The organism is Mycobacterium hubeiense (assembly GCF_002838065.1).
GTDB classification, from domain to species: Bacteria; Actinomycetota; Actinomycetes; order Mycobacteriales; family Mycobacteriaceae; genus Mycobacterium; species Mycobacterium hubeiense.
The window spans coordinates 238018-261400 of the sequence record NZ_PIZU01000001.1 but is presented as its reverse complement, the minus strand read 5'-3'; the positions used below and the strand labels follow the sequence as shown (position 1 = coordinate 261400).

22 protein-coding genes and 1 pseudogene are annotated in these 23383 nt (G+C 67.3%); 18 read left to right on the top strand and 5 right to left on the bottom strand.

The genetic code is table 11. The features are described from left to right. Nucleotides 1–28 precede the first annotated feature (28 nt). Genes CWS39_RS01200 through CWS39_RS01180 form a run of 5 tightly spaced genes read left to right on the top strand, consistent with a single transcriptional unit; the run spans nt 29 to nt 3137 of the window. Nucleotides 29–1117, top strand: coding sequence for a M24 family metallopeptidase (locus CWS39_RS01200; protein WP_102141068.1), 1089 nt, complete (start codon nt 29–31; stop codon nt 1115–1117). Between the two features lie 21 nt (nt 1118–1138). Beyond that, nucleotides 1139–1702 (top strand): elongation factor P, encoded by a 564-nt coding sequence (efp, locus tag CWS39_RS01195; RefSeq protein WP_102141067.1) that lies wholly within the window; start codon nt 1139–1141, stop codon nt 1700–1702. Next, complete coding sequence (gene nusB / locus CWS39_RS01190) at nt 1695–2180, top strand: transcription antitermination factor NusB (protein WP_102141066.1); 486 nt, start codon at nt 1695–1697, stop codon at nt 2178–2180. The genes efp and nusB overlap by 8 nt, the downstream gene beginning before the upstream one ends. A 2-nt stretch (nt 2181–2182) precedes the next feature. Beyond that, nucleotides 2183–2725: a hypothetical protein gene (locus tag CWS39_RS01185; protein WP_102141065.1), complete on the top strand. Its 543-nt coding sequence runs from the start codon at nt 2183–2185 to the stop codon at nt 2723–2725. Nucleotides 2726–2735: 10 nt separating this feature from the next. Further along, nucleotides 2736–3137, top strand: a complete 402-nt coding sequence (locus CWS39_RS01180; protein WP_102141064.1) for an antitermination protein NusB — start codon at nt 2736–2738, stop codon at nt 3135–3137. A 32-nt stretch (nt 3138–3169) separates the two neighbouring features. Here the strand turns inward: CWS39_RS01180 and CWS39_RS01175 are convergent, their stop codons facing one another. Further along, a complete protein-coding gene (locus tag CWS39_RS01175) occupies nt 3170–4408 on the bottom strand; it encodes an FAD-dependent monooxygenase (RefSeq protein ID WP_102141063.1) in 1239 nt (412 codons plus the stop codon). Nucleotides 4409–4465: 57 nt separating this feature from the next. On the opposite strand from CWS39_RS01175, the gene CWS39_RS01170 reads away from it, so the two are divergent. Then, the gene (locus CWS39_RS01170) at nt 4466–5623 is read left to right on the top strand and encodes an acyl-CoA dehydrogenase family protein (protein WP_102141062.1); all 1158 of its coding nucleotides are present in this window, start codon (nt 4466–4468) and stop codon (nt 5621–5623) included. Nucleotides 5624–5763: 140 nt separating this feature from the next. On the opposite strand, the gene CWS39_RS01165 is transcribed toward CWS39_RS01170, so the two are convergent. The 4 genes and pseudogenes from CWS39_RS01165 to CWS39_RS01150 all read right to left on the bottom strand — a co-directional run. Then, nucleotides 5764–6969 carry a serine hydrolase domain-containing protein gene (locus CWS39_RS01165; RefSeq protein ID WP_102141061.1) on the bottom strand — a complete coding sequence of 402 codons (1206 nt, stop codon included), beginning with the start codon at nt 6967–6969 and terminating at the stop codon, nt 5764–5766. Between the two features lie 18 nt (nt 6970–6987). Continuing rightward, nucleotides 6988–8619 carry a thiamine pyrophosphate-binding protein gene (locus CWS39_RS01160; RefSeq protein WP_102141060.1) on the bottom strand — a complete coding sequence of 544 codons (1632 nt, stop codon included), beginning with the start codon at nt 8617–8619 and terminating at the stop codon, nt 6988–6990. Nucleotides 8620–8622: 3 nt separating this feature from the next. Then, nucleotides 8623–9570 (bottom strand): NAD(P)/FAD-dependent oxidoreductase, encoded by a 948-nt coding sequence (locus tag CWS39_RS01155; protein WP_142386788.1) that lies wholly within the window; start codon nt 9568–9570, stop codon nt 8623–8625. 220 nt (nt 9571–9790) lie between these two features. Further along, nucleotides 9791–10216 (bottom strand): annotated as a pseudogene (locus tag CWS39_RS01150) (class I SAM-dependent methyltransferase); the annotation flags it as partial. A 96-nt stretch (nt 10217–10312) separates the two neighbouring features. Between CWS39_RS01150 and pyrR the strand changes: the two are divergent. The 12 genes from pyrR to metK all read left to right on the top strand — a co-directional run bounded on the left by pyrR (nt 10313) and on the right by metK (nt 23383). Next, entirely contained in the window at nt 10313–10879 is a 567-nt protein-coding gene (pyrR, locus tag CWS39_RS01145) for a bifunctional pyr operon transcriptional regulator/uracil phosphoribosyltransferase PyrR (protein WP_102141057.1), read from the top strand. Then, the gene (locus tag CWS39_RS01140; RefSeq protein ID WP_102141056.1) at nt 10876–11826 is read left to right on the top strand and encodes an aspartate carbamoyltransferase catalytic subunit; all 951 of its coding nucleotides are present in this window, start codon (nt 10876–10878) and stop codon (nt 11824–11826) included. The genes pyrR and CWS39_RS01140 overlap by 4 nt, the downstream gene beginning before the upstream one ends. Then, nucleotides 11823–13115 (top strand): dihydroorotase, encoded by a 1293-nt coding sequence (locus CWS39_RS01135; protein ID WP_102141055.1) that lies wholly within the window; start codon nt 11823–11825, stop codon nt 13113–13115. Before CWS39_RS01140 ends, CWS39_RS01135 begins: the two co-directional genes overlap by 4 nt. Next, nucleotides 13112–13612 carry a PH-like domain-containing protein gene (locus CWS39_RS01130; RefSeq protein ID WP_102141170.1) on the top strand — a complete coding sequence of 167 codons (501 nt, stop codon included), beginning with the start codon at nt 13112–13114 and terminating at the stop codon, nt 13610–13612. The genes CWS39_RS01135 and CWS39_RS01130 overlap by 4 nt, the downstream gene beginning before the upstream one ends. Then, nucleotides 13609–14733, top strand: coding sequence for a glutamine-hydrolyzing carbamoyl-phosphate synthase small subunit (carA, locus tag CWS39_RS01125; RefSeq protein WP_102141054.1), 1125 nt, complete (start codon nt 13609–13611; stop codon nt 14731–14733). The genes CWS39_RS01130 and carA overlap by 4 nt, the downstream gene beginning before the upstream one ends. Before the next feature lie 74 nt (nt 14734–14807). Next, on the top strand, nt 14808–18149 hold the full coding sequence (gene carB, locus CWS39_RS01120; RefSeq protein ID WP_102141053.1) for a carbamoyl-phosphate synthase large subunit: 3342 nt from the start codon (nt 14808–14810) through the stop codon (nt 18147–18149). A gap of 2 nt (nt 18150–18151) precedes the next feature. Beyond that, a complete protein-coding gene (pyrF, locus tag CWS39_RS01115; protein WP_102141052.1) occupies nt 18152–18961 on the top strand; it encodes an orotidine-5'-phosphate decarboxylase in 810 nt (269 codons plus the stop codon). A 537-nt stretch (nt 18962–19498) separates the two neighbouring features. After that, nucleotides 19499–19816: an integration host factor, actinobacterial type gene (gene mihF / locus CWS39_RS01110; protein ID WP_003932123.1), complete on the top strand. Its 318-nt coding sequence runs from the start codon at nt 19499–19501 to the stop codon at nt 19814–19816. 19 nt (nt 19817–19835) lie between these two features. Continuing rightward, the gene (gmk, locus tag CWS39_RS01105) at nt 19836–20417 is read left to right on the top strand and encodes a guanylate kinase (RefSeq protein WP_102141051.1); all 582 of its coding nucleotides are present in this window, start codon (nt 19836–19838) and stop codon (nt 20415–20417) included. An 82-nt stretch (nt 20418–20499) separates the two neighbouring features. Further along, complete coding sequence (rpoZ, locus tag CWS39_RS01100; RefSeq protein WP_102141050.1) at nt 20500–20811, top strand: DNA-directed RNA polymerase subunit omega; 312 nt, start codon at nt 20500–20502, stop codon at nt 20809–20811. A 13-nt stretch (nt 20812–20824) separates the two neighbouring features. Continuing rightward, nucleotides 20825–22069 (top strand): bifunctional phosphopantothenoylcysteine decarboxylase/phosphopantothenate--cysteine ligase CoaBC, encoded by a 1245-nt coding sequence (coaBC, locus tag CWS39_RS01095; protein WP_102141169.1) that lies wholly within the window; start codon nt 20825–20827, stop codon nt 22067–22069. Nucleotides 22070–22183: 114 nt separating this feature from the next. Next, nucleotides 22184–23383: a methionine adenosyltransferase gene (gene metK / locus CWS39_RS01090; RefSeq protein WP_102141049.1), complete on the top strand. Its 1200-nt coding sequence runs from the start codon at nt 22184–22186 to the stop codon at nt 23381–23383.

Sequence of the window (23383 nt, the reverse complement as noted above, 5' to 3'; positions counted from 1 at the left end):
GACAGCGTAGCGAGTAGCGTCAAGAGCTGTGACTATTTCCCAGCGTCGGGACCGCTTGCGGCGCAAGCTGGCCGAAGCCGAACTGGATGCCTTGCTGGTATCGGACCTGGTCAACGTCCGTTATCTGTCCGGGTTCACCGGGTCGAATGCGGCACTGTTGATCCGCGCGGACGACGAAACGCCGGTGTTGGTCACCGACGGGCGCTATCGGACCCAGGCCGCGCAGCAGGCGCCGGACGCCGAGATCGTCATCGAGCGCGCGTGCGCACCGCGATTGGTCAAGCGGGCCGTCGCCGACGGTGTGCGGCGGCTGGGCTTCGAAAGCCATGTGGTGACCGTCGACGCCTACGACGCGCTCACCCGGTCCGGCGACGGCGCCGTCGAGCTGGTGCGCGCCGCGGGCATGGTGGAGGCGCTGCGCGAGGTCAAGGACGCCGGTGAGGTCGCCATCCTGCGGCTGGCGTGCGAGGCGGCCGACGCGGCGCTGACGGACCTGGTCGCCCGCGGTGGGCTGCGGCCGGGACGGACCGAGAAGGACGTGGCACGGGAGCTGGAGTCGCTGATGCTCGACCACGGTGCCGACGGGCCGTCGTTCGAGACCATCGTGGCGGCCGGTGCCAACTCCGCGATCCCGCACCACCGGCCCACCGACGCGGTGCTCAAAGCGGGTGACTTCGTCAAGATCGACTTCGGCGCGCTGGTGTGCGGGTATCACTCCGACATGACCCGCACCTTCGTTTTGGGGTCCGCCGCGCAGTGGCAGCGCGAGCTCTACGACCTGGTCGCCGAGGCGCAGCGGGCCGGCCGGGAAGCGCTGGAACCCGGGGCGTCGCTGTGTGATGTCGACGCCGCGTCTCGGCAAGTCATCGCCGACGCCGGCTACGCCGACAACTTCGGTCACGGCCTCGGCCACGGCGTCGGCCTGCAGATCCACGAAGCGCCCGGAATCAATTCCGCGGCCGCCGGTACACTGCTTGCTGGCTCCGCGGTGACTGTGGAACCCGGCGTCTACTTGCCCGATCGCGGCGGTGTCCGCATCGAGGACACCCTGGTCGTGTGCGAGCCGGCGCCCGACCTGCTTACCCGGTTCCCCAAGGAACTGGCTGTTATCGATTGAGACTCAGGAGAACAACCGACCGTGGCAACGACCGCCGACTTCAAGAATGGGCTGGTGCTTCAGATCGATGGCCAGCTGTGGCAGATCGTCGAGTTCCAGCACGTCAAGCCCGGTAAGGGACCGGCCTTCGTGCGCACCAAGCTGAAGAACGTGGTGTCGGGCAAGGTGGTCGACAAGACCTACAACGCCGGGGTCAAGGTGGAGACCGCGACCGTCGACCGCCGCGACGCCACCTATCTGTACCGCGACGGCACCGACTTCGTGTTCATGGACTCCGAGGACTACGAACAGCATCACCTTCCGGATTCGCTGGTCGGTGACGCCGCCAAGTTCCTGCTGGAGAGCATGCCGGTGCAGATCGCGTTCCACAACGGCACCCCGCTGTACCTCGAACTCCCGGTCACGGTCGAACTCGAGGTCACCCACACCGAGCCCGGTTTGCAGGGCGACCGTTCCAGCGCGGGCACCAAACCTGCCACCGTGGAGACCGGCGCGGAGATCCAGGTGCCGCTGTTCATCAACACCGGCGACAAGCTCAAGGTGGATTCGCGTGACGGCAGCTATCTGGGTCGGGTGAATGCCTGACCGCAAAGGCGACCGTGGCAGGCATCAGGCCCGCAAACGCGCCGTCGACCTGTTGTTCGAAGCCGAGGCGCGTGGCATCACCGCGGCCGAAGTGGCCGATGCGCGAAATGCATTGGCCGACAAGCAGTCCGACGTTTCGCCGCTGAACCCGTACACGGTCACGGTGGCGCGCGGCGTGACCGAACACGCCGCCCACATCGACGACCTCATCTCCGCGCACCTGCAGGGGTGGACGCTGGAGCGGCTGCCCGCGGTGGACCGGGCGATCCTGCGGGTCGCGGTGTGGGAACTGCTGCACGCCGACGACGTTCCCGAGCCGGTGGCCGTCGATGAGGCGGTGGAACTGGCCAAGCGGCTCTCCACCGACGAGTCACCGGCGTTCGTCAACGGCGTGCTGGGCCAAGTGATGTTGGTGACGCCGCAGATCCGGGCGGCGTCCCAGGCGGTCCGGAGCACCGGGAACGGCAGCGCCGGTTAGCGGTGGGCACCCCGCAGGACTGGGCCCCGTACTCCAGCTTGGAGGACGCGGCCAAGGTGTATCTGCGTGACCCCGATCTGGCGCTGGAGGCGCTGCGCCCCGTCGTCGACCTCGCCGCCATCAAGGCGTTCATCATGGCGCGGGGCAGCACCGAAGAGTCGTGGGGCGAGGCCATCTGGCAGGAGGTGGTGCTCACCGACGGCCACCGGCTCATCATGTGGCGCGCCGACGACGGATCGTCGACGGCCGGAGACCGCGAACGCCGCCTGCTCGACGCGTCGGTGCGCACGATCCTGCTGTCGTCGATCAACGACCACGTGCTGACCGCCGAATATGAGGTGCTTGACGACGGAACCCGGCGGCTCTTGGAAGTACGGCTGCGGTTGTACACCCAACTCGTGACGCGCAGCCGGCAGAAATCGGCGACCGAAACCGACATCTACTGTGAATCGTTTCGCTACCAGAAGACGGTCGACAACGGCGGGCTGGCGCAGATGCAGCGGCTGCTGCAATTCGGCCGAGTGCTGTCGCGATGCATGCAATAGGGGAGATCTGTTGAATCCGTTGAAGTTACGCGTGGTGGCCGCGAGCGTGCTGGCCGGCCTCGTCGTACTCGGGGCTGTCATCTGCGCGGCGCTGGACCTGGCCGTCGTGGCGGCGGCGTTGGCGATCTACGCGCTGGGCGCCGGCGCCTGGCTGTACCACGCGATCGAGCGGTACGTCGTCGCCAAGCGCGTCGACACCGTGATCGAGGCGAATCGGCTGAGTCCCATTCGCTACGCGGCCAAACCGCTGCTGCCGGTGATGGCGGCGATCATCGGGTTGACACAGGCGGTGGTCAGGGTGCTCAGCGACGCCACCGAACTCCATGAGCGGCGTGATCTCGGGCTGCGACGGCCGAGCCTGCCCGCGCTCACCCGCCGCTCGCGCACCATCGACGCCGACGAGGACTCCTAGAGCCGCGGAGGTCGCGATGTGGGAGCCGGTGATCAGCGCGATGACCCCGGTGATGCCGGCGCCGAACCGGAGTCGTAGTCCGGCAGTACGATGGCGTCGGCGGTGGTGAACCACTTCTTCTCGGCGAACGGGCGGAACGGCCAGCGCTGCATCCATTTCATCGCCTGAGCGTTGATCGTGATGTCGGTCGCCGACTTGGGTAGATAACCGTCGATGCCGTTCGGCAGATCCTGGCAGCGGTCTATGTAAGGCCTCATCACCGCTTCGTACTTCTGCAATGCCGTCTGAATCCGTTCGGCATCAAGGGAATCCGCGGGGCCGAGTTCGCCAGCCAACACGTACCCGCCGACCAGCGCGAGGCTGGTGCCCATGCCGGACAGCGGCGACGCGCAATAGCCGGCGTCACCGACGAGCGTCACCCGCCCACGGGAGAACGTCTCCATCTGAACCTGGGCGAACTCGCCAAAGTAGAAGTCATCGGCGTCCGCCGCCGCCGCCAGCAGGGCGTCACAATGCCAACCTGCACCCGCGAAGTACTGCGTCAGCAATTCACGTTGTTCATCGAGGTCGCGCCGGTCGTAGGCGATCGGATCCGACCGAAATGCCAACCCCGCCTTGGCCTTCTGCGGGTCGTGCGACGAACGCATCGAGGCGTTCAGACCCGGCGCCTGATACATCAGATACCAGCCGTGCAGCCCGACGGTGTCCGGTGCGGTGAACCATGCGTTGTAGCCGCCGAGTGGCTTGACGAACCGCTCCTCCGGGCCGAACACCAGGCGGCGAACTGCCGAATGGGGACCGTCGGCACCGACCACCAGATCCGCCGGAACTTCAGTGCCGTCGGCAAGCGTCACGTTCACCGCATTGTCGGTCTGCTCGATGGCGGTGATCCGGTTGTCAAAACGGTAGTCGGTGTATTCGGCGGTGGCGCGGTACAGCACGTCGGCCAGGTCGCCGCGCAGGATTTCCAGCTTCGACACCAGCCCGTTGCCGTGGAAGGCCTCGACCGGCATTTCGGCGCGCCGGCTGCCGTCCCTGCGCACCCACGCAACGCCCTTCTGGTCGAGGGACCGCTCGTTCATCTCGCCGAGCAATCCCATCCGCCTGACCACGCGTCGCCCGGCACCGCGCAGGTCGACGGTCTGCCCGCCCGGACGAATACCCGGCGCGACCTCGACGACGATCACGCGGTACCCCGAGCGGTGCAGCCAGTAGGCGAGTGACGGGCCGGCGATCCCGGCGCCGCTGATGAGCACAGTCCGCTGTGTCATGGCGCTAGGGTAAGCGCCGAACTCTCCATACAAAAAGGTATGGTAGCGTCACAGACCATGACCGCGACGGTGCCGACCCTGACCGATGAGTTCATCGACCGGCTCGCGGAGCGCGCCGCAGAAGGCGAACGGTTGCGCCGGCTACCGGACGCCACCATCGCCGAGTTCCGCGCCTCGGGCCTGGCGAACCTGCTGCTGCCGGCCCGCTTCGGCGGCGCACAGGCCGACTTCCCGGCGATCCTCGATCCGGTACGACGGATGGCATACGGATGTGCTTCCAGCGCTTGGACTTTGGGCTTCTACATCCTGCACAACTGGATGCTCGCGCTGTTCAACGAACAAGCGCAAGATGAGGTATTCGCGTCCGGGCCGGTGTTGTGTCCGGCCCCGCTGGCGCCGACCGGTCGCGCCATCCCGGCCGACGGTGGCATGCGGCTGACGGGCCGGTGGTCATGGGCCACCGGAGTGATGGACGCCGACTGGATCCTCGTCGGCGCGCTGTGCGGACCGGACGACGCGATCTACCCGGCGCTGGTGCTGCTGCCCGCGTCGGACATTCGCATCGAGGATGTCTGGCACACCTCGGGGATGCGGGCCACCGGATCCAACGACGTGGTCGTCGACGACGTCTTCGTGCCCGCTCACCGGCAGGTCGCGGTGCTCGACATCTACGGCGGCACGGCACCCGGCGCGGCGCTGCACGATGCCTCGACCTACCGGTGGCCGATGGTGCCGGCGCTGGCGCTGCTGGCCGCGATGCCGGCGCTCGGATCGGCCGAGCGGGTCGCGGACCTGTTCGCCAAGCGGCTGGGGGAGCGGGTGCTCGCCTACTCGGGCACCGCGCAGAAAGACCAACCGATGGCGCGGATGCGGCTCGCCGACGCGCGGGTTCGGCTGCGCGCCTTGACCGGACTGCTCGATGACACCGTCGGACAGATTCAAGCGATCGTGGCGGCCGGGGACGAGGTGGCGCGCCCCGTGCGTGGCAATGCCCGTGCCGCCGCGGCGCACATTGTGCACGAGTCACGCGCGGTGATCGCCGATCTGCTCGAAGCGTCCGGCGCGAGTGCGCATTTCGTCGACAACCCGCTGCAGCGGTTCAAGCGCGACATCGACATCATCTCCGGGCACGTGGTATTCGACTACGACGTCAGCCGTGAGCTGGCGGGCGCGCTGGAGATAGGCGCCAAGGTGTCGCCCATCGCGATGGTCTGAAACTGGGGTAGCCCTCTACCGCAGTTTCGATGCGTCGAGTGTGCGCTGACCGCATCGAGTGTGCGATGGCTGCGCAATTTCTTCACGATCTCAACCGTGGGCGCACACTCGAAACAGTGACCGCACACTTGACATCAGGTCTACAGGTCCAGTGCCCGATACGTGCGGCGGACGAATTTCGGTTGGGCCGACTGCAGTTTCGCCAATGACGTGTTGCCCGAGACGGCGGCGGCCGAGTCGACGCCCATGTCCGGATGGTTCTGAATCAGGTATAGCAGAATGAGATCCGCGCTCGGATCGGCCTGCCACCACGTCCCGTATGCCCCCGGCCAGCTGAACGTGCCCAGCCCGCCGGGGCCGAACAGCTGCCGCGACTGCGACGGGTCGGTCACCACCGACAGGTTCAGCCCGAACCCGCGGCCGACCCAAAACGGTGCTCCCAGAAAGTTGTGCCGCTTCTGCTCAGTGGTCAGCCGGTCGGTGCGCATCAACCGCACCGACTCTTCCGAAAGCACCCGCACCCCGTCGACCGTGCCGCCGCCCAACAGCATCCGGACGAACTTCAGGTAGTCGTCAACCGTCGACCACAGCCCCGCGCCGCCCATGCAGAACGGGGGATCGGCAATCGGAGCGGGGCCCATCACGTCGTGGCGCAGCACGTTGTCGGAGTCGAGCTTGTACATCGTCGCAGCGCGCCGCCGCCCGTTCGGCCCGACGTGAAAACCGGTGTCGGCCATGCCCAATGGCTCGAAGATGCGCTCGGCCAGCACCTGGGACAACGGTTTGCCCTCGATACGGGACAGCGCGATGCCCAGCACGTCAGTGCTATGGCTGTAAGTGACCCGCTCGCCAGGCTGATGAGCCAGCGGAAGCTCGGCCACCTCCGCAAGCCAGCGATCCTGGTCCTGGCGCATCGAAATCTTGCCGTAGGCGAATCCCAACGGACCCAAAACCGAGAACACATAGGCCAGCCCGCTGCGATGGGTCATCAGATCGTCGAACGTGATCGGTCGCGCGGCCGGCTCGGTCTGGTCCAGCGGACCGTGCCGATCGAGCAGCACCCGCATATCCGACAGCTCGGGCAGCCACTTGACCACCGGGTCGCTCAGCGCCAACTTGCCCTCGTCGACCAGCGTCATCGCGGCGGCCACCGTCACCGGTTTGGTCATCGACGCGATGCGGAACAGGGTGTCGCGCTGCATCGGCAGCCGGGCGTCGACATCGCGGTAGCCCAGCTCGTTGACCTGCAGTATCTCGCCGGACTTCCATACCAGCGTGACCGCGCCCGCGAGCAGGCCGGCGTCGATCGCCTCGGTGATGGACGCCTTGTTGCCGTCGAGGTTCACGACAGCCAGGCTAACCAGCTAGATACCGGCGGGCAGGGACCGGGTTCCCACCAGCGCCCGGATCACCGATGGCCCGTTGGTGTGGGCCTTGGCCGCCGCGAGCGCGGTGCGCAGCCCGGCGACGGTGTTGACCGTGGCCACCTTGGTGACGCCGAGCGCTTGGGCGAACGCGTCGAAATTCCAGTCCGGCAGCACGTTGTACGCCAGCGGCGGCTGTGACGGATTGGTGTAGAAGCCCGGCCCGAGCAGAAACTGCTCGATGCCGTAGAGGCTGTTGTCGATGATGACGATGATCGAATTGTGTTGGTAGCGAACCATTGTCGACACGGCCTGGCCCACCATCTGGAAGCCGCCGTCGCCGATCAGCACCAGTGGCCGCTTGCCGCCGGGCCCCCACACGCCCACCGCCGCACCGACCGAATGACCGATCGACGCCCAAATCCCGTCGGAGATGAACATGTCCGCGGCGGGCAGCTTCATCCGCGCCGCCGGGTAGATGCCGAGGAAGGTGTCGGGAATCACGGCGAACGACGAATCCAGGAAGGCCGGCTCGGAGACCACGTCGAACACTTGCTGATAGCTCAACTCGACCGCCGCGGCCGCGGGCGGATCCGCGACCGGCGTCGCTACACCGGTGTAGGTGATCGGTGTGGCACTCACGGACTGGCTGTCCAACGCGGCCACCAGCGCCGGCAGACCCACCGGGCGCGGCCCGGCGGGCGGGATGACGGCCGCGCCGTCCCAGATGCGGATCGTGTGACCCGCCTTCGGGATCATCAGATTCGCGTGCCCGGAGCCGAAAACCGCGCCCAGCGCGACAACCAACCCCGCCTGCTGGATGGCGCTCTTCAGCGGCGCAGGCGCCTTGTCGCCGTTGAAGCAGCCGAGGAAACGCGGATGCTGTTCGGACAGCACCGATTTGCCGACGACGGTGGTGGCCCACCGCACCTGCAACCGGTCCACCACCGCCTGCACCTGGGCGGCAACGCGGTAGCGCTGCACCTCTTCCCCGACGATGACCACGGGATTGGTTGCGGCAGAAAGCTTCTGCAGGATCGAGGCGGCGACGGCGTCGGCGTCGCCCGCGGGCACGGTGACGTCGATGGTGCCGGTCGGTGCCGGGCACGGCGCATCGAACAACGCCTTCGGAAATTCGATGTAGACCGGATGCTTGCGGATCAGCGCCGTCTTGAGCGCGTTGTCGACGAATTGCGGGACGCTGTTGAGATTCGTCTCGCGCCCGCACAACACGGTGACGTTGCGAAACACGTCGAGGTCGGTGTGCGGGCGTCCCATCGAATGGGAGAACAGCACGCCCGTCGTGTTCTGGTCGTCGATGTTCTTCTGCGACGGGCCGCCGTTGACCACCACGACCGGGCTGCGCTCGACGTAGGCGGCGGCGATGGCGTTGACGATGCTCAACGTGCCCGGCCCGTGGGAGACGGCGACCGCCGCCAGTCCTCGCGTGCGCGCGTATCCGTCGGCCGCATACCCGGCTTCCAGGTCGCTGTTCGTGACGACGGTGCGGAAGCCCGGCGCGCGCGCCGCCGCGTCGAACACCGGCGCGCAGAACACCGCCGGCACACCGAACAGTGCCTCCACGCCGTGCTGGCTGAGGCGCTTGATGATGTAGTCGGCGACGTTGGGCATGGGTCACCGGTATCCGTCGCCGGGCAGGGGCAGCATCCAGGGTTGCGGCGCGAAGGCCAGCACCGTCTCGCCGTCGAACACGTCCTTGGCCAAGTGCAGAATCCGCTGACAGATCGCCGGGTCGACGGTGGGATCTGAGACGCCGTGCTCCGCGCTGCCGCCGACCACCACATGGTCCTCCCGAGGAAACACGTACGTGTGGTCGGAGCTGTACAGGTACTGCAGATTCGGTTGAGGTTTGAGCAGTACCAGGTGGCCCTTGATCGGGACGAGACGGCTGTCACTGAAGAGCGCCTTCGAACCCAGTCCCGTGCAGTTGACGACGACCGGCTCCGGTAGTTGGCCGATGTCAGCGGCAGAGTGAAATTCCTTCTGTACCATCACAACCCCCGCAGCGTCGAGGTCGTCGCGCAGCTTCTTCAGGAAGATCGGTGGTTCGACGAGCAGCGTGTGGTAGCCGAAGCCCGGGACATTCAGGTGCTTGAACGGCAGCTGCGCGAACGGTGTCGGCGACGGAACGACGTCCTTGGGCACCTTGTCGAAACTCGTGCCGCTGCCATGTTTGGAATAGTTGATCCGCTTGGAAACCCCGTAGCCCAATCCGATTCGATCACGATGCATGGTGAACGAGTTGCGCAGAATCCGTTCGAAGCGCTGTTTTGCCGCCGCCGTGGTCTCGCACTCGACAAACGAGGGTTGCCATTGGCCGCCCGCGATGTGAGAGGTCGTCGCGTCCAGCGATGCGGCGTAAATGCTCACCGCGAAGCCGGAGTCAACCAAGAGCGCGGCGGCCGTCAGCCCCATCGCGCCCGCGCCCAGCACTGCGACCGGCTGCGGCGTCGCGCCGATGTGCTGGCGGACCAGATCGCGGACCTCGACGGCGCAGCCCCAGCACATGGTGATGCCGGCGCCGCCGTGGCCGTAGTTGTGCACGACGAACTTGGTACCCATCGATTGAGGTTCGAGGCGAAAGGTTTTCGTTCGGTAGGGCCGGATGCCGGCGACGAATTCACAGTCGGCGGGCGTGCACGTGAAATCGGGGTCGGGCAACAGTGTGGAAGTCGTGCCATTGCCCACGTCGCACCCCCGGGGTTCCGTCGAGATGACGGTACGCGCAGGCCGTCGCGATTACCGGCGGTTTGCCTGAAGCAGCCAGAACGTCGCTTCGGCGTTGTTGTGCGGCGGACGCGTAGGCGCGCTTGCCGTCGTCGTCGAGGCAGTGGTACATCCCGCTGTCGATGACGGTGTCGAAGGCGTCGGTGTAGCCGTCCAGCTTGGTGGCGTCGGCCACCGCGAACCGGACGTCGACGCCGGCGTCGGCGGCGCGCCGCTCGGCGGTGATCAACGCCGTCGGCGAGATGTCCAGACCGGTCACCGAGTAGCCCTGCTGCGCCAGATACACAGCGTTGTCGCCGAGCCCGCAGCCGATGTCGAGCACCTCGCCGTGGATCAGACCCGCTTCGTGCCAGGCGATCACATTCTCCTTGGGGGCCTTGGTATCCCACGGCGGCGTTGTGATGGGTGGCACACCTTCGGCCGGGCTTTCGCCGCGGTACAGCGCATCGAAATCGAATTGGGGGGCGTTGGAGCCTGTCATTTTCGCCAGCGTATACCGGCTCTGTTAAGCTCCCCGCAGTTCGACATCCTTTAAAGGTCCGTCCAGAGAGGCGGAGAAGGAGGTCCGAGTCACTTCATGGGCTCTTTGGCCGGCTCATCGGGTACCGACCGGGAATTGATGTCCGCCGCGGACGTCGGTCGGACCATTTCTCGCATCGCCCACCAGATCATCGAAAAGACCGCGCTCGACGGTCCCGATGCGCCGCGCGTCGTCTTGCTCGGCATACCCACGAGGGGCGTCATCCTGGCCAGCCGCCTGGCCGAGCGGATCCGCGAGTTCTCCGGTGTCTCGGTGCCGCACGGCGCGCTGGACATCACGCTCTACCGCGACGACCTCAACATCAAGCCGCCGCGGCCGTTGGAGACCACGTCCATCCCGGAAGGCGGCATCGACGACGCGCTGGTGATCCTGGTCGACGACGTGCTGTTCTCCGGCCGCTCGGTGCGCTCGGCGCTGGACGCCCTGCGCGACATCGGCCGCCCGCGCGCGGTGCAACTCGCGGTGCTGGTCGACCGTGGCCATCGCGAACTGCCGCTGCGCGCCGACTACGTCGGCAAGAACGTGCCGACCTCACGCAGCGAAAGCGTGCACGTGCTGCTGCGCGAGCACGACGACCGCGACGGGGTGGTGATCTCCAAATGAAGCCCAGGCACCTGCTCTCGGCGTCGGACCTGTCCCGCGACGACGCCATCGCGATCCTCGACGACGCCGACCGGTTCAGCCAGGCCTTGCTGGGCCGCGAGGTGAAGAAGCTGCCGACGCTGCGCGGCCGCACCGTCATCACGATGTTCTACGAGAACTCCACTCGCACGAGGGTGTCGTTCGAGGTGGCCGGCAAGTGGATGAGCGCCGACGTCATCAACGTCAGCGCCTCCGGCTCGTCGGTGGCCAAGGGCGAATCGCTGCGCGACACCGCGCTGACACTGCGCGCGGCCGGGGCCGACGCGCTGATCATCCGTCATCCCGCATCGGGCGCGGCCCAGCAGCTCGCCGAGTGGACGGCCACCGAGGACGGCGGGCCCGCGGTGATCAACGCCGGCGACGGCACCCACGAACATCCGACGCAGGCGCTGCTCGACGCGCTGACCATCCGGCAGCGGCTCGGCGGCATCGAGGGCAAGCGGGTGGTGATCGTCGGCGACATCCTGCACAGCCGGGTGGCGCGCTCCAACGTCGTGCTGCTCGACACGCTCGGCGCGGAGGTGGTGCTGGTGGCGCCGCCGACACTGCTGCCCGTCGGTGTCGCGGACTGGCCGGTCACGGTGTCGCATGACCTCGACGCGGAACTGCCCGCCGCCGACGCGGTGCTGATGCTGCGGGTGCAGGCCGAGCGGATGACCGGCGGCTTCTTCCCGTCCGCCCGCGAGTACTCGGTGCTCTACGGGCTGTCCGAAAAGCGCCAAGCCATGCTGTCGGGGACGGCGGTGGTGCTGCACCCGGGACCGATGCTGCGCGGGATGGAGATCTCCTCATCGGTGGCCGATTCGACGCAATCGGCTGTGCTGCAACAGGTTTCCAACGGTGTGCATGTGCGGATGGCGGTGCTGTTCCACCTGCTGGTGGGCGCGGAGGAGACGATCAGCGCATGAGTGTTTTCATCCGCAGCGTAAGGCGCTACGGCGAAGGTGACCCTGTCGACGTGCTGGTCTCCGACGGTCAGATCACCGACATCGGCGCGGGACTTGCGATTCCCGACGACGCCGACGTGATTGATGCAGCCGACCAGATCCTGTTGCCGGGCTTCGTCGACCTGCACACCCATCTGCGTGAGCCTGGCCGCGAATACGCCGAGGACATCGAAACCGGTTCGGCGGCAGCGGCCTTGGGCGGCTTCACCGCGGTGTTCGCGATGGCCAATACCAATCCCGTCGCCGACAGTCCCGTCGTCACTGACCACGTCTGGCATCGCGGCCAACAGGTCGGCCTCGTCGACGTGCACCCCGTCGGCGCGGTCACCATGGGCCTGGACGGCAAACAGCTCACCGAGATGGGCCTGATGGCCGCCGGCGTCGGTCAGGTGCGGATGTTCTCCGACGACGGCCTCTGCGTGCACGACCCGCTGGTGATGCGCCGCGCACTGGAGTACGCCACCGGCCTGGGCGTGCTGATCGCCCAGCACGCCGAGGAGCCGCGGCTGACCGTCGGCGCCGTCGCGCATGAGGGCCCCAACGCGGCGCGACTGGGGCTGGCCGGTTGGCCGCGCGCCGCCGAGGAATCCATCGTCGCGCGCGATGCGTTGCTGGCGCGCGACGCTGGGGCGCGGGTGCACATCTGCCATGCCTCCACCGCGGGCACCGTCGAGATCCTGAAATGGGCGAAAGCACAAGGTATTTCGATCACCGCGGAGGTGACGCCGCACCATCTGCTGCTCGACGACACCCGACTGGCCAGCTATGACGGCCGCAACCGGGTCAACCCGCCGTTGCGTGAGACCAGCGACGCCGAGGCGCTGCGGCGGGCGCTGGCCCAGGGTGTGATCGACTGCGTCGCAACCGATCACGCCCCGCACGCCGAACACGAGAAGGTCTGCGAGTTCGCCAACGCCCGCCCCGGCATGCTGGGGCTGCAGACGGCGCTGTCGGTGGTGGTCGAAACCATGGTGCGGCCGGGCCTGCTGACGTGGCGCGACGTGGCCCGGGTGATGAGCGAGAACCCCGCCCGCATCGTCGGCCTGCCCGACCAGGGCCGGCCGCTGGAGATCGGCGAGCCGGCGAACCTGACCGTCGTCGACCCGGACGCCACGTGGACGGTCGAGGGTTCGGCGCTGGCCAGTCGCTCCGACAACACCCCGTTCGAATCGATGACGTTCCCGGCGACTGTCACAGCGACGCTGCTTCGCGGCAAAATCACTGCGCGCGACGGAAAGTGCCCGGCATGAATACACCGACGCTGGTGGGGTCGCTGATCATGGCGGCGATCATGGTGGTACTGATCGCGGTGATCATCCAGGCGATGATGCGCGGGTGGCGTCGTCGCGCCGAGCGGCAGGCCGAGCTGATCGGCACGCTGCCTCCGTTACCGGACAGCGTCGGCCCGGCGGTGATTCCCGCGACCAAAGGCCTCTACGTGGGCAGCACGCTGGCGCCGCACTGGAATGACCGGATCGCCGTCGGTGATCTGGGGTACCGCACCAAGGCCGTACTGACCCGCTACCCCGAGGGCATCATGCTGCAGCGCAGCGGCGCCGGGCCGATCTGGATTCCCAACGAGTCGGTCACCGCCATCCGCACCGAACGCGGGATCGCAGGCAAAGCCCTCACCCACGAGGGCATCCTGGCGATCCGGTGGCGGCTGCCGTCAGGAACTGAGATCGACACCGGGTTCCGCGCCGACAACCGTGCGGAGTACGACCGCTGGGTACAGGAGGCAGCGTGACCGACAAAGCAGTCCTGATCTTGGAGGACGGCCGCATCTTCACCGGCACCACGTTCGGTGCCATCGGTGAAACCCTCGGCGAGGCAGTGTTTTCCACTGGGATGTCCGGATATCAGGAGACGCTCACCGATCCGAGCTATCACCGCCAGATCGTGGTCGCCACCGCTCCACAGATCGGCAATACCGGCTGGAATCGGGAGGACGCCGAGAGCCGTGGCGACAAGATATGGGTGGCCGGCTACGCGGTGCGCGACCCGTCGCCACGGGCATCCAACTGGCGCGCCACCGGCACGCTCGACGACGAGCTTGTGGCCCAGGGCGTCGTCGGTGTCGCCGGCATCGACACCCGAGCCGTGGTGCGGCACTTGCGGACCCGAGGCTCGATGAAGGCCGGCATCTTCTCGGGTGATGCCCTGGCCGACCCCGAGGAGATGTTGAACCGGGTGCGCAGCCAGCCGTCGATGCTCGGCGCCAACCTGGCCGGCGAGGTCAGCACCGACGCGGTTTATGTAGTGGAACCCGATGGGCCGCAACGGTTCACCGTTGCCGCCATCGACCTGGGCATCAAGACCAACACGCCGCGCAACTTCGCGGCCCGCGGCATCCGCAGCCATGTGTTGCCGTCGTCGGTGAGCTTCGAGGCGATCGCCGACCTGAAACCCGACGGGGTGTTCCTCTCCAACGGCCCGGGCGATCCGGCCACGGCCGATCACATCGTCGCCGTCACGCGTAAAGTATTGGGCGCCGGGATCCCGTTGTTCGGTATCTGTTTCGGCAATCAGATCCTCGGCCGGGCGCTGGGCCGCTCGACCTACAAGATGGTGTTCGGCCACCGCGGCATCAACATCCCGGTCATCGACCACGCCACCGGCCGCGTCGCGGTGACCGCACAGAACCACGGCTTCGCCCTGGAGGGGGAGGCAGGAGAGCGGTTTGACACCCCGTTCGGCGAGGCGATCGTCAGTCACACGTGCGCGAACGACGGGGTCGTCGAGGGGATCAAACTCGTTGACGGGCGTGCGTTCTCGGTGCAGTACCACCCGGAGGCGGCGGCCGGCCCGCACGACGCCAACTACCTGTTCGACCAATTCGTCGACCTGATGGCAGGGGAGAAGCCGTGACTGTGCAGATCCATACGCCGGGATCGGCGCGCCGCGTACGAAACCGCACACTCGCGGTCGAAAGGAGCCGCTAGATGCCGCGGCGGACTGACCTCAACCACGTGCTGGTGATCGGCTCCGGGCCGATCGTCATCGGCCAGGCCTGCGAATTCGACTACTCGGGCACCCAGGCCTGCCGCGTGCTGCGCGCCGAAGGCCTGCAGGTGAGCCTGGTGAACTCCAATCCGGCGACGATCATGACCGATCCGGAGTTCGCCGACCACACCTACGTCGAACCCATCACCCCGGCATTCGTCGAAAAGGTGATCAAACAACAAGCCGAGCGCGGCAACAAGATCGACGCGCTGCTGGCCACCCTCGGCGGGCAGACCGCGCTCAACACCGCGGTGGCACTGTACGAGAACGGCGCGCTGGAGCGCTACGGCGTCGAACTCATCGGCGCCGACTTCGAGGCCATCCAGCGCGGCGAGGACCGGCAGCGGTTCAAGGACATCGTCGCCAAAGTGGGTGGCGAATCCGCGCGCTCGCGAGTGTGTTTCACCATGGACGAGGTGCGCGAGACGGTCGCGGATCTCGGGCTGCCGGTCGTGGTGCGGCCGTCATTCACCATGGGCGGGCTGGGCTCTGGCATGGCGTACTCCGCCGAGGACGTCGAGCGGATGGCCGGTGACGGGCTGGCCGCGTCGCCGAGCGCGAACGTGCTCATCGAGGAATCCATCTACGGCTGGAAGGAATTCGAGCTCGAGCTGATGCGCGACGGCCACGACAACGTGGTGGTGGTGTGCTCGATCGAGAACGTCGACCCGATGGGTGTGCACACCGGCGACTCGGTGACCGTCGCCCCGGCCATGACGTTGACCGACCGCGAGTACCAGAAGATGCGCGATCTCGGCATCGCGATCCTGCGCGAAGTCGGCGTCGACACCGGCGGCTGCAACATCCAGTTCGCCGTCAATCCCCAGGACGGCCGGCTCATCGTGATCGAGATGAACCCTCGTGTGAGCCGGTCAAGTGCGTTGGCGTCCAAGGCCACCGGCTTCCCGATCGCCAAGATCGCCGCCAAACTCGCCATCGGCTACACCCTTGACGAGATCCTCAACGACATCACCAAAGAAACCCCCGCCTGCTTCGAGCCGACCCTGGACTACGTCGTCGTCAAGGCACCACGCTTCGCCTTCGAGAAGTTCCCCGGCGCCGACGCCACCTTGACCACCACGATGAAATCGGTCGGCGAGGCGATGTCGTTGGGCCGCAACTTCATCGAGGCGCTCGGTAAGGTCATGCGGTCGCTGGAGACCGGCCGCGCCGGGTTCTGGACCGCACCTGATCCGGACCTCGGCGTCGACGAGGTGCTGGAGAACCTCAAGACACCCACCGACGGGCGGCTCTACGACATCGAATTGGCGCTGCGGCTGGGCGCCACCGTCGAACAGGTGGCGCAGGCCTCCGGTGTCGACCCGTGGTTCGTCGACCAGATCAACGGTCTGGTCGCGCTGCGCGCCGAACTTCTCGACGCGCCGGTGCTCGACGAGGCGTTGCTGCGGCGCGCCAAGCACAGCGGGTTGTCCGACCGCCAGATCGCCGCGCTGCGACCCGAACTCGCCGGCGAGGTCGGCGTGCGCGCGCTACGTCAACGGCTCGGCATCCACCCGGTGTACAAGACCGTCGACACGTGTGCCGCCGAGTTCGAGGCCAAGACGCCGTACCACTACAGCAGCTACGAGCTCGACCCCGCCGCCGAAACCGAGGTGGCGCCGCAGAACGAGAAACCGAAGGTGCTCATCCTCGGCTCGGGCCCCAACCGCATCGGCCAGGGCATCGAATTCGACTACAGCTGCGTGCACGCCGCGACGACGTTGAGCCAGGCCGGATTCGAGACCGTGATGGTCAACTGCAATCCCGAGACGGTGTCCACCGACTACGACACCGCCGACCGGCTGTACTTCGAGCCGCTCACGTTCGAGGACGTGCTGGAGGTGTACTACGCCGAATCCGCCTCCGGCGCAGACGGTCCCGGCGTTGTCGGGGTGATCGTGCAGCTCGGCGGGCAAACCCCACTCGGCCTGGCCGAACGGCTGGAACGCGCCGGCGTGCCGATCGTCGGCACCAGCCCGAAGGCCATCGACCTGGCCGAAGACCGCGGCGCCTTCGGTGAGGTGTTGACCAACGCCGGATTGCCCGCGCCGCGGTTCGGCACGGCCACCAGCTTCGAGCAGGCCCGCCGCATCGCCGCCGATATCGGCTATCCGGTGCTGGTGCGGCCGTCCTACGTGTTGGGCGGACGCGGGATGGAGATCGTCTACGACGAGGAAACCCTGGAGGGTTACATCACCCGGGCCACCCAACTGTCACCCGAACATCCGGTGCTGGTCGACCGATTCCTCGAGGACGCCATCGAAATCGACGTCGACGCGCTGTGCGACGGCTCCGAGGTCTACCTCGGCGGGATCATGGAGCACATCGAGGAGGCCGGCATCCACTCCGGCGACTCGGCGTGCGCACTGCCGCCGGTCACGTTGGGCCGCAGCGATATCGACGCGGTGCGCCGCGCCACCGAGGCCATCGCCCACGGGATCGGCGTCGTCGGCCTGCTCAACGTGCAGTACGCCCTCAAGGACGACGTGCTCTATGTGCTGGAGGCCAATCCACGCGCCAGCCGCACCGTGCCGTTTGTGTCCAAGGCCACCGCGGTTCCGCTGGCCAAGGCGTGCGCGCGGATCATGCTCGGCGCCACCATCGCCCAGCTGCGCGACGAGGGCGTGCTGGCCAAGACCGGCGACGGCGCCACCACTGCGCGCAATGCGCCGGTGGCCGTCAAAGAAGCCGTGCTGCCGTTCAACCGGTTCCGCAAAGCCGATGGCGCCCAAGTCGATTCACTGCTCGGTCCGGAGATGAAATCGACCGGCGAGGTGATGGGCATCGATCACGACTTCGGCAGCGCCTTCGCCAAGAGCCAGACCGCCGCCTACGGTTCGCTGCCCGCCGAGGGCACGGTGTTCGTCTCGGTGGCCAACCGCGACAAGCGATCGCTGGTGTTCCCGGTGAAACGGCTGGCCGACTTGGGCTTTCGCGTACTGGCCACGGAAGGAACCGCGGAGATGCTGCGGCGCAACGGCATTCCGTGTGACGAGGTGCGCAAGCATTTCGAACCACCGGGAGAGGGCCGGCCGGCGATATCGGCGGTGGAAGCCATCCGCGCGGGCGAGGTCGACATGGTGATCAACACTCCGTACGGCAACTCCGGTCCACGCATCGACGGCTACGAGATCCGCTCGGCGGCGGTGGCGGTCAACATCCCGTGTGTGACGACGGTGCAGGGCGCGTCGGCAGCCGTGCAGGGCATCGAGGCGGGGATCCGCGGCGACATCGACGTGATGTCGTTGCAGGAGCTGCACAGCGCGCTGGAAGCGGGTTAGCCGTGGGGCATTTCGGGGCTCGGCTGGCCGACGCGGTAAAGCAGCGCGGCCCGCTGTGTGTGGGCATCGACGCGCACCCCGAACTTCTGAGGGCGTGGGGTCTGACCGCCGATGCCGACGGGCTGCGGCGGTTTTGCGACACCTGTGTCACGGCGTTCGCCGACTTCGCGGTGGTCAAACCGCAAGTGGCGTTCTTCGAGGCCTACGGCGCAGCGGGTTACACCGTCCTGGAACACACCGTCGCGGCGCTGCGTAGCAGCGGCGTGCTGGTGCTGGCCGACGCCAAGCGCGGTGACATCGGCTCCACGATGGCCGCCTACGCCGCGGCGTGGACGGGGGATTCGCCGCTGGCCGCCGACGCCGTGACCGCCTCGCCGTATCTCGGTTTCGGCTCGTTGCAACCATTGCTGGACACCGCAAAAGCCCACGGCCGGGGCGTGTTCGTGCTGGCCGCCACGTCCAATCCCGAGGGGGCAACGGTGCAGCGCGCGGTGATCGCCGGATGCACCGTGGCCCAATCGATCGTCGACGCCGCGGCGGCGGTCAACCGCGAGGAGCCGGGTCTGGTCGGCGTCGTCGTGGGCGCCACGGTCACCGAGCCGCCCGATGTGAGCGAACTCGGCGGGCCCGTGCTCGTACCAGGCGTGGGCGCTCAGGGCGGCCGACCGGAGATGCTGGGCGGATTCGGCGGGGCGCGGCCGGGGCAGTTGTTGCCTGCGGTGTCGCGTGACGTGCTGCGCGCCGGACCCGATCGTGCGGAGTTGCGAGCGGCCGCAGAGAAGTTCCGCGACGCCGTGGCATATCTGGCCTGACCCCCCGTTCGCGATGTCCTCGAGATCGACGTAATGGTCGTGAATCGGTGGGTGATCACAGCCATTGCGTTCGATCTCGCGAGCGATGGCAAGCAAATAGCGTGCAACACATGCCCCTTTTGTCACATTGAACCCGCTGGTCACAGCCGTTTCACAGGTGCGGGGCTGCGCGCTGTCGCGACACGCCCGACACGCCATGACCAGGCAAAATTTCTCACATTGGCCCGCCGCCCCGACGTCGGCCACCCCGCGCCGAGCCGCCGAATGACCGAGCCGTCACCGCACGTCGCCAAAACCCTTGATATGCAGGCAAATCCGCTTCCAAAGCACAGCCCGAACCGATTTCGACGTCGATCTACAGGCCGCGGCGAGCGTCTTGCCGCCGTGCTACACGCTGGGCTTTTGACGCTGTAACCAGGGGGTGGGGTTAGCTTTCGTCAGGTTGCGTGGGTACGGTCGTCGTCGCTGGCTGGTTTCACCCCACCAGCCGAGAAAAACAAGTGATGGCCGAGAGAATCGCCAGAGACGGAGGAACCCGTGGCCCTTCCCCAGTTGACCGACGAACAGCGCGCGGCTGCGTTGGAGAAGGCTGCTGCCGCACGTCGAGCGCGAGCCGAGCTCAAAGATCGGCTGAAGCGCGGTGGCACCAATCTCAAGCAGGTGCTCAAGGATGCCGAGACCGATGAGGTACTGGGCAAGATGAAGGTTTCTGCGCTGCTGGAGGCCCTGCCGAAGGTCGGCAAGGTCAAGGCGCAGGAGATCATGACCGAGCTGGAGATCGCTCCCACGCGCCGCCTGCGCGGCCTCGGCGATCGTCAGCGCAAGGCCCTGCTGGAAAAGTTCGACTTCTCCTAGTCGGCTCGCAGGAGCCCCTGTGAGCGCCGGCGAAGGACCGGATAGCGCTCGTGTCGTAGTGCTGTCCGGTCCTTCGGCCGTCGGGAAATCCACTGTTGTCCGTTGCCTGCGGGAGCGGGTTCCCGACCTGCATTTCAGCGTCTCCGTCACCACCAGAGCGCCCCGCCCGGGCGAGGTGGATGGCGTTGACTACTCGTTCGTGACGCCCGAGCGTTTTCAGCAGCTCATCGACGAGGGCGCGCTGCTCGAATGGGCGGAAATCCACGGTGGCCTGCACCGATCCGGAACACCTGCCCAGCCTGTGCGAGAAGCCGCCAAGGCCGGTCATCCGGTTCTCATCGAGGTCGACCTGGCCGGCGCGCGCGCCGTCAAGAAGGCGATGCCCGAGGCGATTACCGTGTTTCTGGCCCCACCCAGCTGGGAGGAGCTCGAGAGCCGGCTCGTCGGCCGCGGCACCGAGTCACCGGAGGTGAGGGCCCGCCGGCTGGCCACTGCCCGCGCCGAATTGGCAGCTCAAGCCGACTTCGACGTCGTCGTGGTGAACAGCCAATTGGAGTCGGCGTGTGCAGAATTGGTATCCTTGCTGGTGGGCCGCGACTGACCCCAGCGCCGGCACGGCGCGATCAGGCCCGAGAGCCACCTGAGTTTCAGGCCACCACGCAAACCAGCCAGGAGATTTCTACGTGAGCACCCCGCACGCCGACGCGCCGCTGGCCGTTGACGACATCGACCGGGCCGCCGGCGTCTACGACGAGCCGCTGGGCATCACCAACCCGCCCATCGACGAGCTGCTGGCACGCGTGTCGAGCAAGTACGCGCTGGTCATCTACGCCGCCAAGCGCGCCCGTCAGATCAACGACTACTACAACCAGCTCGGCGACGGCATCCTGGAGTACGTCGGCCCGCTGGTCGAGCCCGGCCTGCAGGAAAAGCCGCTGTCGATCGCGCTGCGTGAGATCCACGGCGACCTGCTCGAGCACACCGAGGGCGAATAGCGCAGGCGTGGCGATGACCGAGCGCAAACGGATCATCGTCGGCGTCGCCGGTGGCATCGCCGCCTACAAGGCGTGCACCGTCGTCCGCCAGCTCACCGAGGCCGGCCACTCCGTTCGCGTCGTCCCCACCGAATCGGCGCTGCGTTTCGTCGGCGCCGCCACCTTCGAGGCGCTGTCGGGCAACCCGGTGCACACCGGTGTCTGGGATGACGTGCACGAGGTTCCGCACGTGCGCATCGGCCAGGAGGCCGACCTGGTGGTGGTCGCTCCGGCCACCGCCGACCTACTGGCCCGGGCCGTCTCGGGACGCGCCGATGACCTGCTGACCGCCACGCTGCTGACCGCGCGATGTCCCGTGTTGTTCGCGCCCGCGATGCACACCGAGATGTGGTTCCACCCGGCCACCGTCGACAACGTCGCCACGCTGCGCCGCCGCGGTGCCGTCGTTTTGGAGCCGGCGTCGGGCCGGCTCACCGGGGCCGACAGCGGTGCGGGTCGGCTGCCCGAGGCCGAGGAGATCACCACGTTGGCCCAGCTGCTGCTGGCCCGCGGCGATGCACTGCCCTACGACCTGGCCGGCGTCAAGGTTCTGGTGACCGCCGGCGGCACCCGTGAACCCATCGACCCGGTGCGCTTCATCGGCAACCGCAGCTCCGGCAAGCAGGGCTACGCGATGGCCCGGGTGATGGCCCAGCGCGGCGCCGAGGTCACACTGATCGCCGGCAACACCGCGGGGTTGATCGACCCGGCGGGTGTCGAGGTCGTGCACATCGGCTCGGCCAGTCAGCTCAAAGACGCCGTCTCCAAGCACGCACCCGATGCGCATGTGCTGGTGATGGCCGCGGCCGTCGCCGACTTCCGCCCCACCCACACCGCCGCCGCCAAGATCAAGAAGGGCGCGTCGGAACCCACGGCGATCGAGTTGACCCGCAACGACGACGTGCTGGCCGGGGCGGTGCGGGCCCGCGCCGACGGTCAGCTGCCCAACATGCGCGCGATCGTCGGGTTCGCCGCCGAAACCGGAGACGCCAACGGCGACGTGCTTTTCCACGCCCGCGAGAAGCTCAAGCGCAAGGGCTGCGATTTGTTGGTGGTCAACGCGGTCGGCGAAAATCGGGCGTTCGAGGTCGACAACAACGATGGTTGGCTGTTGGCCGCCGACGGCACCGAGTCGGCGCTGGAGCACGGTTCGAAAACTCTGATGGCCAGCCGTATCGTGGATGCGATCGTGGCCTTCCTGCATAGCAGCGGCGGGTGATCCGAGCGCACGGATCGGACTGCGCGTAAGGGTTGCGCGTCGCAGGGGCACGCGCTTGGGTGCAACAGGACGCGCATATAATTTGTTCAACTAAGTATCGGAAGGAACAAGGCTGTGAGCACAGGGCGGCTGTTTACCAGTGAGTCGGTGACCGAGGGACATCCCGACAAGATCTGCGACGCCATCAGCGACTCGGTGCTCGACGCACTGCTGAAGCAGGACCCCGCTTCGCGCGTCGCGGTGGAGACCTTGGTGACGACGGGCCAGGTGCACGTTGCCGGTGAGGTGACCACCACGGCCTACGCAGATATTCCCAAGATCGTGCGCGACCGGATCCTCGAGATCGGCTACGACTCGTCGACCAAGGGCTTCGACGGCGCCTCCTGCGGCGTCAACATCGCGATCGGCGCGCAGTCGCCCGACATCGCCCAGGGCGTGGACACCGCCTACGAGGCGCGGGTCGAGGGCGTGCGCGACCCGCTGGACACCCAGGGCGCCGGCGATCAGGGCCTGATGTTTGGTTACGCGATCAAGGACACGCCCGAGCTGATGCCGCTGCCGATCGCGCTCGCGCACCGGCTGGCCCGCCGGCTGACCGAGGTGCGCAAGAACGGTGTGCTGGACTACCTGCGGCCCGACGGCAAGACGCAGGTCACCGTCCAGTACGACGGCACCACCCCGGTGCGCCTGGACACCGTGGTGCTCTCCACGCAGCACGCCGACGGCATCGACCTGGAGAAGACGCTCACCCCCGACATTCGGGAGAAGGTCGTCAACACCGTGCTCGGCGATCTCGCGCACGACACCATGGACACCTCCGACTACCGTCTGCTGGTCAACCCGACGGGCAAGTTCGTGCTCGGCGGACCGATGGGCGACGCCGGTCTGACCGGACGCAAGATCATCGTCGACACCTACGGCGGCTGGGCGCGCCACGGCGGCGGCGCGTTCTCCGGCAAGGACCCGTCCAAAGTCGACCGTTCGGCCGCTTACGCGATGCGCTGGGTGGCAAAGAACGCCGTCGCAGCGGGCTTGGCGGAGCGCATCGAGGTGCAGGTCGCCTACGCGATCGGCAAAGCCGCCCCGGTCGGGCTGTTCGTCGAGACGTTCGGCACCGAGACCGTCGACCCCCACAAGATCGAGAAGGCCATCACCGAGGTGTTCGACCTGCGGCCCGGCGCCATCATCCGCGATCTGGACCTGCTGCGCCCGATCTACGCGCAGACCGCCGCCTACGGGCACTTCGGCCGCACCGACATTGAACTGCCGTGGGAGCAGCTCAACAAGGTCGACGACCTGAAGTCTGCTGTCTAG